The 13,471-nt window shown below is 71.8% G+C and carries 17 protein-coding genes; 6 read left to right on the top strand and 11 right to left on the bottom strand.

The genetic code is table 11. The features are described 5' to 3' along the window. Positions 1 to 108: 108 nt before the first annotated feature. From ACIPKM_RS00385 to ACIPKM_RS00430, 10 genes are all read right to left on the bottom strand, one after another. Positions 109 to 294, bottom strand: a complete 186-nt coding sequence (locus ACIPKM_RS00385) for a hypothetical protein (protein WP_070418034.1) — start codon at positions 292 to 294, stop codon at positions 109 to 111. Between the two features lie 38 nt (positions 295 to 332). Continuing rightward, positions 333 to 749, bottom strand: a complete 417-nt coding sequence (locus ACIPKM_RS00390) for an MFS transporter permease (RefSeq protein WP_070418035.1) — start codon at positions 747 to 749, stop codon at positions 333 to 335. Next, complete coding sequence (locus tag ACIPKM_RS00395) at positions 746 to 1,867, bottom strand: Asp23/Gls24 family envelope stress response protein (protein ID WP_402735886.1); 1,122 nt, start codon at positions 1,865 to 1,867, stop codon at positions 746 to 748. The genes ACIPKM_RS00390 and ACIPKM_RS00395 overlap by 4 nt, the downstream gene beginning before the upstream one ends. Positions 1,868 to 1,942: 75 nt before the next feature. Beyond that, positions 1,943 to 2,116 carry a CsbD family protein gene (locus ACIPKM_RS00400; RefSeq protein WP_070418037.1) on the bottom strand — a complete coding sequence of 58 codons (174 nt, stop codon included), beginning with the start codon at positions 2,114 to 2,116 and terminating at the stop codon, positions 1,943 to 1,945. An 87-nt stretch (positions 2,117 to 2,203) separates the two neighbouring features. After that, the gene (locus ACIPKM_RS00405) at positions 2,204 to 2,767 is read right to left on the bottom strand and encodes a hypothetical protein (protein ID WP_070418885.1); all 564 of its coding nucleotides are present in this window, start codon (positions 2,765 to 2,767) and stop codon (positions 2,204 to 2,206) included. Beyond that, positions 2,764 to 3,339: a DUF6286 domain-containing protein gene (locus ACIPKM_RS00410; protein WP_092385863.1), complete on the bottom strand. Its 576-nt coding sequence runs from the start codon at positions 3,337 to 3,339 to the stop codon at positions 2,764 to 2,766. Before ACIPKM_RS00410 ends, ACIPKM_RS00405 begins: the two co-directional genes overlap by 4 nt. A gap of 9 nt (positions 3,340 to 3,348) precedes the next feature. Then, positions 3,349 to 3,663: a hypothetical protein gene (locus tag ACIPKM_RS00415; RefSeq protein ID WP_092385865.1), complete on the bottom strand. Its 315-nt coding sequence runs from the start codon at positions 3,661 to 3,663 to the stop codon at positions 3,349 to 3,351. Then, a complete protein-coding gene (locus ACIPKM_RS00420) occupies positions 3,660 to 3,851 on the bottom strand; it encodes a DUF2273 domain-containing protein (protein ID WP_070418041.1) in 192 nt (63 codons plus the stop codon). The genes ACIPKM_RS00415 and ACIPKM_RS00420 overlap by 4 nt, the downstream gene beginning before the upstream one ends. Continuing rightward, a complete protein-coding gene (locus ACIPKM_RS00425) occupies positions 3,848 to 4,318 on the bottom strand; it encodes an Asp23/Gls24 family envelope stress response protein (RefSeq protein WP_092385867.1) in 471 nt (156 codons plus the stop codon). Before ACIPKM_RS00425 ends, ACIPKM_RS00420 begins: the two co-directional genes overlap by 4 nt. Before the next feature lie 160 nt (positions 4,319 to 4,478). Continuing rightward, on the bottom strand, positions 4,479 to 5,666 hold the full coding sequence (locus ACIPKM_RS00430) for a helix-turn-helix domain-containing protein (RefSeq protein WP_402735887.1): 1,188 nt from the start codon (positions 5,664 to 5,666) through the stop codon (positions 4,479 to 4,481). A 66-nt stretch (positions 5,667 to 5,732) separates the two neighbouring features. Between ACIPKM_RS00430 and ACIPKM_RS00435 the strand changes: the two genes are divergently transcribed. The 4 genes from ACIPKM_RS00435 (at position 5,733) to pgi (ending at position 10,345) form a co-directional block, all read left to right on the top strand. Continuing rightward, complete coding sequence (locus ACIPKM_RS00435; RefSeq protein ID WP_139199276.1) at positions 5,733 to 6,038, top strand: metal-sensitive transcriptional regulator; 306 nt, start codon at positions 5,733 to 5,735, stop codon at positions 6,036 to 6,038. Positions 6,039 to 6,049: 11 nt separating this feature from the next. Further along, a complete protein-coding gene (locus ACIPKM_RS00440) occupies positions 6,050 to 6,268 on the top strand; it encodes a heavy-metal-associated domain-containing protein (RefSeq protein WP_092385869.1) in 219 nt (72 codons plus the stop codon). Next, a complete protein-coding gene (locus ACIPKM_RS00445) occupies positions 6,265 to 8,490 on the top strand; it encodes a heavy metal translocating P-type ATPase (protein WP_402735888.1) in 2,226 nt (741 codons plus the stop codon). Before ACIPKM_RS00440 ends, ACIPKM_RS00445 begins: the two co-directional genes overlap by 4 nt. Positions 8,491 to 8,635: 145 nt before the next feature. Beyond that, a complete protein-coding gene (gene pgi / locus ACIPKM_RS00450) occupies positions 8,636 to 10,345 on the top strand; it encodes a glucose-6-phosphate isomerase (protein WP_261647555.1) in 1,710 nt (569 codons plus the stop codon). Between the two features lie 165 nt (positions 10,346 to 10,510). On the opposite strand, the gene ACIPKM_RS00455 is transcribed toward pgi, so the two are convergent. Next, on the bottom strand, positions 10,511 to 11,080 hold the full coding sequence (locus ACIPKM_RS00455) for a DUF937 domain-containing protein (RefSeq protein WP_402735889.1): 570 nt from the start codon (positions 11,078 to 11,080) through the stop codon (positions 10,511 to 10,513). A gap of 137 nt (positions 11,081 to 11,217) precedes the next feature. On the opposite strand from ACIPKM_RS00455, the gene ACIPKM_RS00460 reads away from it, so the two are divergent. Next, on the top strand, positions 11,218 to 11,745 hold the full coding sequence (locus tag ACIPKM_RS00460; protein ID WP_070418049.1) for a hypothetical protein: 528 nt from the start codon (positions 11,218 to 11,220) through the stop codon (positions 11,743 to 11,745). A 129-nt stretch (positions 11,746 to 11,874) separates the two neighbouring features. Then, entirely contained in the window at positions 11,875 to 13,332 is a 1,458-nt protein-coding gene (locus tag ACIPKM_RS00465; RefSeq protein WP_070418050.1) for a sugar porter family MFS transporter, read from the top strand. Positions 13,333 to 13,471: the final 139 nt, after the last annotated feature.

The raw sequence follows: 13,471 nt of genomic DNA on the forward strand, positions 1-13,471 counted from the left end.
GCGGGGGGGGGGGGGCGCCCCCCCCGGGGGGGGGGGCCCGGGGGGGGGGGGGGGGGGGGGGCGCCCCGCCCCCGGGGCGCCCCCCCCCCCCCCGCGCCTCCAGTGGTGTCAGTGCTTGGTCGCCTTGGCGATCTTCTTGCCGAGCTTCTTGCGTGCCTTCCGCGAACGCGGGTCGTTCCACAGCTCGCGCGCGGTCTGGGTCTTCGACTTCTTGTTCACGGGGCGGGTGGCGCGCGCGCCGAACCAGAACCCGATGAAGACGATGGCGCCGATGAGGATGATGCGGTTGCGCATGGGGACTCCTTCGATGGTGGTGCGGGCGGCCGAGGACCTCAGCCGGTGAAGCGGTTCCAGAGCTCCGTGACGATGGGCCACACGTCGCCGGCGCGGTCGGCCGAACCGACGGCCACCAGGACGACCGGGACCGCGGTCACGGCGATGCTGACCAGGACGGCGAGCACGACGGCGATCGTCGCCGTGGTGGTGTGCCGTCGGGTGAACGCCAGGAGCAGTAGTCCGAGGACCACGACGGCCCCGAGCAGCGCCACGATCGTCACCCGGACGAACGGGAACGGGACGAGTCCGGCGGTGGTGGCGGTGACCCCGCCGAGGAACCCGACGAGGGGGAGGAACGCACCGAGCAACGTCCCGAGGACCAGGACGACGCCGATGCCGCTCGCGATCCAGACGCCGCGGGGGCGGGGCCGCCGGACCTTCGTCCGGCGGTTGCCCGACCACGCGGTGGTCACGAGCGGTCCTGGCGGTGCCGACCGGCCTGCGCGTCGGTGTCCGACACGACCGGTGCGTCCGACCCGGCCGGTGCATCGTCAGCGGCCGCCTGTGCGGCTGCGTCGGCCGACTCGGCCGCTGCTGCGGCTGCGTCCTCCGCGGCGTCGGCAGCGTCCTCCGCTGCCTCGGCAGCCGCAGCTGCACGATCCGCTGGCGCCGCGGACTCGGTGGCAGCAGGTTCGGCCACGGTGTCGACGACGGCGTCACGTGCGCCGGCCGCGGCGTCCTTCGCCGAGTCGGCGGCGTCCGCTGCCAACTCGGAGGACCGGACGAGCGCCTCCGCTGCCGCGTCCCGGACGTTGCCGGTGGTCTCGGCTGCGCTGTCGACGGCACGCTTCGTGGCGTCGGCGGTCACGTCGGCCGCACGGCGGGTGGCGTCGGCCGTGGCATCGGCTGCCTTGCCGGCCTGCTCGACGGTGGCCTCCGCGGCGTCGCGGGTGGCGTCGGCGGCCTGGCGAGCGACGTCGGCCGTCGCCTCGGCGGTGCGCTTCGTCACGTCGGCCGTGGCGGACGCGGCGCGCTTCGTGGCGTCCGCGGTGACCGTCGCGGCCTCCTTGAGCGCCTCACCGGTGGCGTCGGTGGCTCGCTTGGTGGCGTCGGCGGTGGCGGTCGCGGCCTGCTTGACCGCGTCGCCAGTGGCCTCTGCCGCGCGGCCGAGCGGCGACTGCTCGTCGTCGAACGGGCCGTGCACGTCGAGCACGCGGACGTCGACGGACGTCGGGACGTCGGAGACCTGGCGCGTGGCCGCGGTCACCTGCTTGCGGACCTCGTCCGCAACGGCGATCACCGGGTGCGGGTAGCTGACGACGACGGAGACCCGCACGCTCAGCGCGCCGTCCTCGTCGTCGACCTGCACCCCAGCGGTGCCGGCGCTGCGGCCGAGCTGCTGCCGGAACTGGTCGGCGGCGCGGGCGGCGATCCCGCCGAGGTGGTGCACGCCGGGGACGCCCAGTGCGGTCTCCGCTGCGGTCCGGGCCACGATCGCCACGGTGCTCGCGTCGTCTGGGAGCGGCTGCGTGAGCTCCGCGGGCAGGGCCACCTCGGTGACCTGTGTGTGCGAATTCGGGTCGTGCTGCATGGTTCCTCCTCGTTCGGTCCGCCGGAACGCGTCGGGGCACTCGACAGGCGAGTGCCCCGACACGGTTCGTGCGTCCTACTTCTTGAAGACGTCCTTGACGTCCTCGCCGGTCTGCTTGACGCTCGCGGCGGCCTGGTCCTTCTGGCCCTCGGCGACCTTCGAGTCGTCGTTCGTGGCCTTGCCGACCGCTTCCTTCGCCTTGCCGGCGAGGTCCTGAGCAGCGTTCTTGATCTTGTCGTCGAGTCCCATGACGGGTCCTTTCTTCGGTCGGGCGCGTGCCCGGTGGGTGGTGGTCTGGTGGGCCGGGAGGCCCGGGTCACGTCCGCCTGACGGCTGTCAGTGGACGCGGGTGGGTTTGGCGAGGGTGGAGCGGGTGCCGCCGGTGAGGTGGACGAGGACGGGGATCTGCCGGCCGAGGGTGCGGTCCAGGACGGTGATGGCTCGGTCGACGGCGGTGAGGACGGTGACGGCGTCGCCGCCGCGGCGGACCGCGACGCGGATGCGTGCGGCGCGTTGCCGGCGGACGAGGTACGTGTCGACGCGGGCGCTGATGACGTCGCGGACACCGTCGAGTTCGTGGTCGACCACGTCGCGGACGAGGGCGACGTTGACGGTGACCTGGTCGTCGCCGGAGCGTTCCCGGACGGCGACGGACGTGCCGCCGCCCCCGCGGGTGAACACCCACACCAACGCCAGCACGATCACCACGGCGCAGACCGCGACGATGATCCACAGCGACGACGCCGGCACGCTCAGCCGGTTCGGGAGCGTCGCGTAGGGTTCGACGGCGTCGCGGACGGCGGGCAGGACGCCCGCGCCGATGGTGATGCCGACGATGACCGCGACGAGGCCGAGGACGAACAGGATGATCCGGTTCAGGGTCCGGTTGCTCTTGGTCATGCGAGGGTTCCCTTCTCCTCGACCGTGACGCTGACGCGTCGGCCGAAGCGTTCGTCCAACCCGGACAGGCGGTCCCGGACGGCGTCGCGGATGACCGCGTCGTCGACGGGGATCCCGCTGACGGGCACCACACGGACCGTGGTGGAGCGTCCGCGGGCGGTCGCGGAGGCGTTGCCCTCCGGGACACCGGCGGCCATCCCGGCGGCGTTCGCGGCGGTGGAGGCGAGGATGCGGGTGTCGATGACGACAGCGCCGCGGTCGTGGTCGATGACGGAGCGGTGCTGCCGGCCGGGCTTCAGGGCCAGGACGATCAGGACCACACCGAGGACCAGAAGGACCACGGCGATGACCTCCGCGATCGTGACGAACGCGGCGTCCGGGCGGAGCGCGGCGTCGACGACGGTCTGCGGGTCGGCGAGCAGCGGGGGCCGGCCGATGGCGGCGAGGACCGCTTCGGTGCCGATCCACGCAGCGACCAGGGCGAGCACCACGAGCGACACCGCCACGGCGGTCGAGCGGGAGCGGTGCACGCTCCGGCGACGGATGCGTCGTTCGACGGAACCGTTGCTCATGATGGCCTCCTAAGCGATCCGGGACTGGTGCTCGCGCACGATCCCGGTGAGTTCGATGTGGGCACTACCCACGCGGCGGCCGGTGAGTTCCCCGACACGGCCCTTGACCTCGTCCGCGACCCGGGCGGTGCGGGTGACGATGTCGTCGCCCGCGGCGATGGGGCCGGTGATGTCGAGCGCGAGCGCGCCGGAGGTGTCGCCGAGACCGACGCGCACCCGCTTGGCGGGGGCGCCGAGCCGTTCGGCTGCGACGGCCCGCGCCAGCGAGGTCAGTGCGCGAGCGGTGATCTCGACGCGGCCCGGGACGTCCGGGCCGGCGTTCACCGGGAGCTCCGGCGTCCGGTCAGCACGTCGGCGAGGGCACCCCGGTCGATGCGGCCGGTGACCAGCGCGGCCACGAGGGCCCCGACGGCACCGAACACGACCACGAGCACGAAGCCCCAGAACCCGAACTGCAGCGCCACGACGGCGAGGATCGCCCCGATGAGGGCTCCGATCAGTGTGTTGCTCATGCGACTCGCGCTTCCTTCTTCTCGTCGTCCTTGTCGTCGTCGTCACCCGGGATGAACACGTCCTGCACGGTCACGTTCACCTCGGCGACCTCCATGCCCACGATCTGCTCCAGGGCACGAGCGACACCGGCGCGGACACCGTCAGCGACCTGCTGCAGGGCGACGGGGTACTCCGCGACGATCACGATGTCCGCGGCGACCTGCTTCTCGCCGACCTCGACCTTGACGCCCTGCCCGAAGTCACGCTGCCCGATCGCGTCACGGATCGCACCGATCGCACGCGCGGCACCGTTGCCGAGGGAGTGCACCCCGTTCACCTCACGCGCAGCGATCCCGGCGACCTTCGACACGACGGTGTCGTCGATGACGGTCTTGCCCGTGACGCCGCCGGTGTGGGTGCCCGTGTTCCGAGCGACCGCCGAAGCCGTCGCAGCCGAAGCAGTCGTGGTGGTCGTGGTGTCAGCCATGTTCGTTCCTTCCGTTGACCCGCCGGGCGTTCCCAGCGGTTGCTGTTCACGGATGAGACGGGGCTCACCAGACGTTCGTCACACGGAGGTGATCTGATTCAGGAACTTTTCAGAGACACCGCCGGATGCCGGTGTTTCCGTACCCCGGCTGGTGGGACGTTCAGCGGACTGCGCTGATTCCGTCCGTCTGGTTGCGTCGTGCAGCACCACGGATCGACCGCACGGCCGCCATCGGGGACTCGCCCCGTTCCTCCAGGAAGAGCTGCTGGAGCCGACGCGGACGCACGCCCGCCGCGTCCGCGATCGCCTGCAGTGTCACCGGTTCGTCGGGGTGCGACTCGATGAACTCGACGGCCCGGCGGAGCCGCCAGGAGGCGCGGCCCGGCTTGGCGGCGCGCGACGAGCGGAGCGTCGTGGCCGGGTCCTCGCCGTACCGGTCGCGGTACGCGCCGGCGAGGCGGCCGTGGTTCGTGAAGCCCCAGCGTCGGGCGATCTCAGTGACGCTCTCGTCGCCGTCCGAGTGCAGGAGCTCGCGTCGGACGCGGTCGAGCCGGTGGTCGCGGAGGAACCGGTGCGGGGTCGAGTCGAGCGTCCGCGCGAAGACGTCCTGCAGCCCCCGCTGGCTGAGCCCGCACGCGGCGGCGATCTCGGGGACCGAGGGGCGTTCGGCGGCGTGCTCCTCGATGAACCGCACCGCGTCCCGCAGACGGTTCGCCACCGGGACGTCCGATCCGCGGTTCCGGATCGGGAAGGTGTCGAGGACGACGACGGCGAGCCGCCGGTTGAGGGCCGTCCGCATCGGTCCGAGCACGCGGTCGTCGACGAGCATCGGGCCGATCTCGCGGACGAGGTGGCGGAGGGGCTCCTGGCGCGCGACGGCCTCGTCCTGCTGCTCGAACAGGAGCGGGCCGTCGGGGAGCGCGAAGCCGAGGTCCCGCCCGACCGTGCGGAGGAACCGGTCGGCGATGTGCACGCCGTTGTAGACCGTGCCCGTGGACTCGAAGCGGTAGGCCTCGGACGCCGAGGCGATGTACGGGCTCCCGGGCTCCACCACGCGGGAGCGGTCCGCGAAGTGCATCTCGAGCTGGCCCCTGGTGAGCCAGAACACGACGTGGTCGTCCCGCGGGCCGATGACGCCACCGCGCTTCCCGCCCTCGGCGCGCATCGTGCGGAGCGTCAGGTCGTCGTCGCCCACGACCGTGTACTCGTAGCGGGCGTCCTCGGTCGCGAACGTGTCGGAGGCGAAGTCCGAGCCGTGGTACTCGGCCTCGAAGATGTCGGAGTAGTCCGAGCCGTCGGCGTCCGCGAACCGCAGCCTGCGGAAGCCGTTCGTCGCCGCCTCGGTCATGGGCGCATCCTGCCATGGTTGCGCGTTCGGCGTCAGGGAATACCCTAGGGGGGTACCGTATTGACCATGACGGAGGCCAGCATGCACGAACACGTCGGCTACATCGGCGACAAGGACGACCTGCTCAAGCGACTCCGCCGAGCCGAGGGCCAGGTCCGCGGCATCGCCCGCATGGTCGAGGACGAGACGTACTGCATCGACGTCCTCACCCAGATCTCCGCAGCGAACCGGGCGCTCGAGCGTGTCGCCCTGTCGCTGCTCGAGGACCACCTCAAGCACTGCGTCGCCGAGGCCGTCGCCGAGGGCGGCGAGGCCGCCGACGCCAAGGTCCGCGAAGCCAGCGAGGCCATCGCCCGACTCGTCCGCTCCTGAAGGGAACCACCATGAACACCGAACTGCTGCTCGTCGAGGGCATGACCTGCGACCACTGCGTGATGAGCGTCACCGAGGAGCTCACCGAGCTCGACGGCGTGTCCGACGTCCGGGTGCGACTCGTCCCCGGCGGTGCCTCCGAGGTCACGGTGACGTCCGACGCCCCGATGCCGTCCGATGCGCTCCGCGCCGCGGTCACCGAGGCCGGCTACGAGGTCGTGCGGTCGTGACGGACGGCGCGGTCGAACTCGACATCACGGGGATGACGTGCGCCTCGTGCGCGAACCGCATCGAACGGAAGCTCGGCAAGCTCCCCGGCGTCACGGCGACCGTGAACTACGCGACCGAGAAGGCCACGGTCTCCGGCAGCTCGGACACCGGCGCGCTCATCGCGGCCGTGGAGTCGGCGGGGTACGGGGCGTCCGTGCCCACCCCGCCCGCACCGGACGACCCCACCGCTCCGCGCGAGGACGACGCGTCCGCGGCGCTCCGGCAGCGCCTGGTCGTCTCGGCCGTCCTCGCCGTCCCCGTCGTCGTCCTGTCGATGGTGCCCGTGCTGCAGTTCCCGAACTGGCAGTGGCTGGCCCTCGCACTCGCCGCCCCCGTGGCCGTCTGGGGTGCCCTGCCCTTCCACCGCGCTGCGTGGGTGAACGCCCGGCACGGTGCCGCGACGATGGACACCCTCGTGAGCGTCGGCGTCCTCGCGGCGTTCGGGTGGTCGCTGTACGCGCTGTTCCTCGGTGACGCCGGGATGCCCGGCATGCACATGACCTTCTCGTGGTTCGCCACCGACCCCGAGGCGAGTGACCTGTACCTCGAGGTCGCGTCCGCCGTGACCGTGTTCATCCTCGCCGGGCGGTACATGGAGGCCCGCGCGAAGCAGCAGTCCGGGGCCGCGCTCCGCGCCCTGCTCGAACTCGGGGCGAAGGACGCGACGGTGCTCCGCGACGGGTCCGAGTCCCGCGTGCCCGCCGCCTCGCTCGTCGTCGGCGACGTGGTCGTCGTGCGGCCGGGGGAGCGGATCCCGAGCGACGGCACCGTGCGCGAGGGCTCATCGGCCGTCGACCTCAGCATGCTCACCGGCGAGTCCGTGCCGGTCGAGGTCCGCCCGGGCGACGACGTCACCGGCGCCACGATCAACGTCGGCGGGCGGCTCGTCATCACGATCACCCGGGTCGGAGCCGACACCGAACTCGCCCGCATGGGCCGTCTCATCGAGGACGCGCAGACCGGGAAGGCCGAGGTCCAGCGCCTCGCCGACCGGGTGTCCGGCGTCTTCGTCCCGATCGTCATCGGGCTCGCGGTGCTGGCCTTCGTCGGGTGGCTCGTCCTCGGCGGCTCCCTGACGGCGGCCTTCACCGCGGCGGTGGCCACGCTCATCATTGCCTGCCCCTGCGCGCTCGGACTCGCGACCCCGACCGCGTTGCTCGTCGGGACCGGCCGGGGATCGCAGCTCGGGATCCTCATCGGCGGTCCGCAGGTCCTCGAACAGACCCGCGGCGTCGACACGATCGTCCTCGACAAGACCGGCACCGTCACCACGGGGTCGATGGCCCTCCGCTCGGTCACCGGCACGCCGGACGCCGACGACGCGGCCGTCCTCCGGCTCGCCGCCGCGGTCGAGGACGGCTCCGAGCACCCGGTCGCGCGCGCGATCATCACGGCCGCACGGGCCCGCGGACTCGACGTCGCCGGTGCGACGCAGTTCACCGCGACGCCCGGCGCCGGCGTCCAGGCGGTCGTCGACGGCGAGGTCGTGCTCGTCGGGACCGTCGCGTGGCTCGAGGCGTCGTGGGCGATCACGGTGCCCGACGCCGTGGCGCAGACGGTCCGGGACGCCGAGGCGGACGGCGGCACGGCGGTCGTCGTCGCGACGGACGGACGCGCGCTCGGCGTGGTCGTCGTCGCGGACACGGTCAAGCCCGAGGCAGCGGACGCCGTCCGGCGCTTCGTGGAGCTCGGCCTGCGCCCGGTGCTGCTCACCGGCGACAACGAGGGCGCTGCCCGAGCCGTCGCCGCCGCGGTCGGCATCGACGAGGTGCACGCCCGCGCCACCCCGGCCTCGAAGCTCGAGACCGTCCGTCGCCTGCAGGCCGAGGGGCGCAGCGTCGCGATGGTCGGCGACGGCGTGAACGACGCCGCAGCCCTCGCCGCTGCCGACCTCGGCATCGCGATGGGGGCCGGCACGGACGCAGCGATCGCAGCGAGCGACATCACGGTGGTCAGCGGCCGCCTGACGGTCGTGGCCGAGGCGATCCGGCTGTCCCGGGCCACCCTGCGCACGATCAAGGGGAACCTGTTCTGGGCGTTCGCGTACAACGTGGCGGCGATCCCGCTCGCGATGGCGGGGCTGCTCAACCCGGTGCTCGCCGGTGCCGCGATGGCGTTCTCGTCGGTGTTCGTCGTGACGAACAGCCTGCGCCTGCGCCGCTTCGCCCCGCTGCCCGGGTGACGCGCGCAGCGAACGCACCCCGTGCCTCCCGTCCGGCGGTGCGCGCCACCCGTCGGACGGCGCTACGCTCGAAGACGGTCCGCGACGCAGCGCTGCGGTGACCCGCGGGCTTGTACGTCTTGAAGGTGATCCCAGGAGGACCCAAGTGACCGAATCCGCTCCCGTCGACCCCACATCGACCGACGGCTGGAAGAAGCTCGCCGGCATCGCCGACGGCTTCACCCCGGACCTGCGAGGGTGGTTCGACACAGACCCCGGTCGTGCCGAGCGCTACACGTTCCAGGCCGCCGACCTGACCGTGGACCTGTCGAAGGGCCTCGTCACCGACGAGATCCTCAAGGACCTGCTGCAGGTCGCGAAGGACACCGGCGTCGCCGAGCGCTTCCAGGCGATGCTCGCCGGTGAACACATCAACGCCACCGAGGACCGCGCCGTCCTGCACACCGCCCTCCGCCGCCCGAAGGGTGCCTCGCCGGCGCTCGTCGTGGACGGCCAGGACGTCGACGCCGACGTGCACGCCACGCTCGACAAGGTCTACGCCTTCGCCACGAAGGTCCGCGACGGGTCCTGGACCGGTGTCACCGGCAAGCGCATCGAGACCGTCGTGAACATCGGCATCGGTGGCTCGGACCTCGGCCCGGTCATGGTCTACGAGGCCCTGAAGCCGTACGTGCAGCCCGGGCTCGAGGCGCGCTTCGTCTCGAACATCGACCCCGCGGACATCTACGAGAAGACCGCGGACCTCGACCCCGAGACCACGCTCTTCATCGTCGCCTCGAAGACCTTCGGCACGCTCGAGACCCTCACGAACGCCCGCCTCGCACGGCAGTGGCTCTGGGAGCGGCTCGGCCTCACCGACGCCTCCGACGACGAGAAGTCGAACGCCGTCGCGAAGCACTTCGTGGCCGTCTCGACCGCGCTCGACAAGGTCGCCGCGTTCGGCATCGACCCGGAGAACGCCTTCGGCTTCTGGGACTGGGTGGGCGGCCGCTACTCGGTCGACTCCGCCATCGGCACGAGCGTCGTCATCGCCATCGGCCCGGAGAACTGGGAGCAGTTCCTCGCGGGCTTCCACGCCATCGACGAGCACGTCCGCACGACGCCGCTCGAGCAGAACGTCCCCGTCCTGATGGGCCTGCTCAACGTCTGGTACTCGAACTTCCTCGGCGCGCAGAGCCACGCGGTCCTGCCGTACACGCAGTACCTTCACCGCTTCGCCGCGTACCTGCAGCAGCTCACCATGGAGTCGAACGGCAAGCGCGTCCGCTGGGACGGCTCGCCCGTCACCACCGAGACCGGCGAGGTCTTCTGGGGCGAGCCGGGCACGAACGGCCAGCACGCGTTCTACCAGCTCATCCACCAGGGCACGCGACTCATCCCGACGGACTTCATCACGGTCGCGAAGCCCGCTCGTCCGCTGAAGGACGAGACCGGCGACGGCGGGGCCGTGCAGCCCGGGCAGGACGTCCACGCGCTGTTCCTCGCGAACTTCTTCGCCCAGACGAAGGCGCTCGCGTTCGGCAAGACCGCGGACGAGGTCCGCGCCGAGGGCACCACGGACGAGGCCATCGTCTCCGCCCGCACGTTCACCGGCAACAAGCCGTCGACGTCGATCCTCGCGCCGGAGCTCACCCCGAGCGTCCTCGGCCAGCTCATCGCGCTGTACGAGCACATCGTGTTCACCGAGGGCACCATCTGGGGCATCGACTCGTTCGACCAGTGGGGCGTCGAGCTCGGCAAGCAGCTGGCGCTGCAGATCGCCCCGGCGGTCGACGGCGACCAGGCTGCGCTGGACGCGCAGGACTCCTCGACGAAGGCGCTCATCGCCAAGTACCTGGAGCTGCGCGGCGAGTAGCGCACGCACCTGACTGACTGGAGGCGCGGTGCCGGCTGGCACCGCGCCTCCCGTCCGTCTGCTGGTCGCCCTGCGGCCGGCGGCCGTTTCGCGCTCACCGACAGTCCACGCGCCGCCGGGACCGTGAAGTGTCGGTGGGCACGAAAGTCCGGCCGGCCGGCCGCGCTACTTCTTGCCGCCGCCGAGCAGGCCGCCCAGGCTGCCGAGGATGCCGCCGACGTCGAGGCCGCCGCCCTTGCCGCCGCCCGCCCCGCCGGCCGCCCCGCCGGCCGCACCGGAGCCGCCGCCGAGGAAGCCCTCGAGCAGCCCGCCGATGTCGAACCCGCCACCGCCCGACTGCGTCGTCGCCTTCTGGTTCCCGAGCTTGCTCAGCACGATCGGCGCGATGAGCGGGAGCACCTTGCCGATGATCCCGCCGAGGTCCACGCCGCCGCCGGTGCTGCCGAGCGCCGCGGCCACGTCCTGCTGCTTGCCGCCGAAGACGTTGGCGACGATCTTGTTGCCGTCCTCCTCGTCGACGTCGTCGATCGTGCGGGGGTCCGGCTTCGCGGCGTGCTTGTCGAGGGCCTTGTCGAGCGAGGCCGCGCCACCGTTCTCCACGTTCTTCTGCAGCCCACCGACGAGCGCCGGGACCGCCTGGCTGACGGCGTTCCTCGCGGTCGCCTCGTCGATGCCGAGCTTCTTCGCGATGTCGCCGATCGGGATCGCCCCGAGGAGGTCGTCGAGTCCTGCCATGGTCGTCCACTTCCGTTCGTGGTCGTCGGCTGACCGTGCGGGAGCGCACGAGGGGCCGCTGCTGGCTGGAGGCTATCCGGAACCCGTGCGCGCGGTTCGTGTGCGGCGCTGTCGGCCGCACGGGTTACCGTCGGAGCATGGAGCGTTCGGAGATCCTCGCCGCGGCGGCTGCCGCGCACGCCGCCCGCATCGCCGAAGCCGGCGGTGACGACGCCGCCGCCCGCGAGCGGGCCGAACTCGTCCGGAAGCGGGCGGACGGGCTCGTCGACCGGATCGAGCGGAGCGAAGCCGCGGACGACGCCGCGCGTGACGCCGACCGTCGGCGGGCGGGAGAGGCCGACCGTGCCGCCTCCCGGACCGAGGGCTCGCTCTCGGACTGGCACCGGATGGGCACGCGGCGCGGGGTCACGCCCGACGAACAGGTCCGCACGGCGTGGACGGTCACGGGCGTGCCGGAACCGGGTGACGCGCGGGCCCTGGCGAACATCCTGCTGTCGACCGCGGGGCACGCCGGACGCGTCGCCGACGCCGCACGGAAGAACCCACGACTCTCGGGTGCCGCGAGCGCCGCGGCGCGTCGGACGGTCCGGCGCTACACGGACCACGGTGCGGACATGGCGTCGTTGGGGGACGTGCTCGACGAGCCGGCCGACGACGACGAATGATCGCTGACCAGGACTTTCGTGGAGCGATCCAATCGTCATGTTGTCTTCATGACCGATTGACAGGACATGGATTCGGGTTACGATCCTTCCAAGCGATGCAGCCTGATCACTGACGAAGGAGTCACCCGCATGGTCGACATCAAACCGACAGCCCCGAGCGTCCCGCTCCCGCCCGTCGGACAGGGTCCGCACGTCCGCCGCCTCGGCGTCCTCGCGCTCGTCGCCACCTTCGGCGGTCTGCTCTTCGGCTACGACACCGGCGTGATCAACGGCGCGCTCCTGCCGATGAAGCAGGAGCTCGGCCTGACGAACCTCACCGAGGGCGTCGTCACGAGCTCGCTCCTCTTCGGTGCCGCGATCGGCGCCATGCTCGGCGGTCGGATCGCGGACGGCTGGGGTCGCCGCAAGACGATCATCCTGCTCGCGGTCACGTTCTTCGTCGGCACCCTGATCTGCGTCTTCGCGCCGGTGTTCGGCGTGATGGTGGTCGGTCGTGTCCTGCTCGGCCTGGCGGTCGGCGGTGCGTCGACGGTCGTCCCGGTGTTCCTCGCCGAACTCGCCCCGTACGAGATCCGCGGATCGCTCTCCGGCCGCAACGAGCTCATGATCGTCATCGGGCAGCTCGCCGCCTTCGTCGTGAACGCGATCATCGGCAACCTCTGGGGTGAGGGCAACGGCGTCTGGCGCGTCATGCTCGCCGTCTGCGCGCTCCCCGCCATCGCACTGTTCGTCGGCATGCTGCGCGTCCCTGAGTCGCCGCGCTGGCTCGCGTCGAAGGGCCGCAACGACGAGGCGCTCGAGGTGCTCGGCCAGATCCGCTCGAAGGAACGTGCCGAGGCCGAGCTCGAGGACATCAAGCGCTCGAACGAGTTCGAGTCGAAGGTCCAGCAGCAGAGCGGCTGGCGCACCCTGCTCGGCAACAAGTGGCTGATCCGCATCGTGCTCATCGGCGCCGGCATCGGTGTCGCCCAGCAGCTCACCGGCATCAACTCGATCATGTACTACGGCCAGACCGTGCTCATCGAGTCCGGCTTCCAGCAGTCGGCGGCACTCATCGCGAACATCGCCCCCGGGATCATCGCCGTCATCGGTGGCGTGATCGCGATCTACAACATGGAGAAGATCAATCGGCGCACGACGCTCATCCTGGGCTACTCGCTGACGACGGTCTGCCACTTCCTCATCGGCATCGCGTCGATGACGCTCGTCGAGGGCAACCCGGCCCGCCCGTGGGTCATCCTGTTCCTCGTCGTCGCGTTCGTGGGTTCGATGCAGACGTTCCTCAACATCGCCACGTGGGTGATCCTGTCCGAGATCTTCCCGACGCAGATCCGTGCGCTCGGCATGGGCATCGCGGTGTTCTGCCTCTGGATCGCGAACGCGTTCCTCGGGCTGTACTTCCCGACCATCGTCGCCGCGACCGGCATCACCGGGACCTTCTTCGGATTCGCGATCGTCGGCGTGCTCGCCCTGCTCTTCATCTGGAAGTTCGTCCCGGAGAGCCGCGGCCGCACCCTCGAAGAGGTCGAGGAGGGCGTCACCACCGGCAACATCTTCACGGTCCCCGCGAAGCAGGCACGGCGGTAGAGCCCACCGACGCAACGGACTGGAGGCGGGGGGGCCCCGGGGCCCCCCCCCCCCCGCCCGCCCGGGGGGGGGGGGGCGGGGGGCGGCCGGGGGCCGCCCGCCCCGCGCCCCCCCCCCCCCGGTCGGGGGGGGCCCCCCC

Origin of the sequence: Curtobacterium sp. NPDC086286 (assembly GCF_044746255.1) — a bacterium.
GTDB lineage: Bacteria > Actinomycetota > Actinomycetes > Actinomycetales > Microbacteriaceae > Curtobacterium.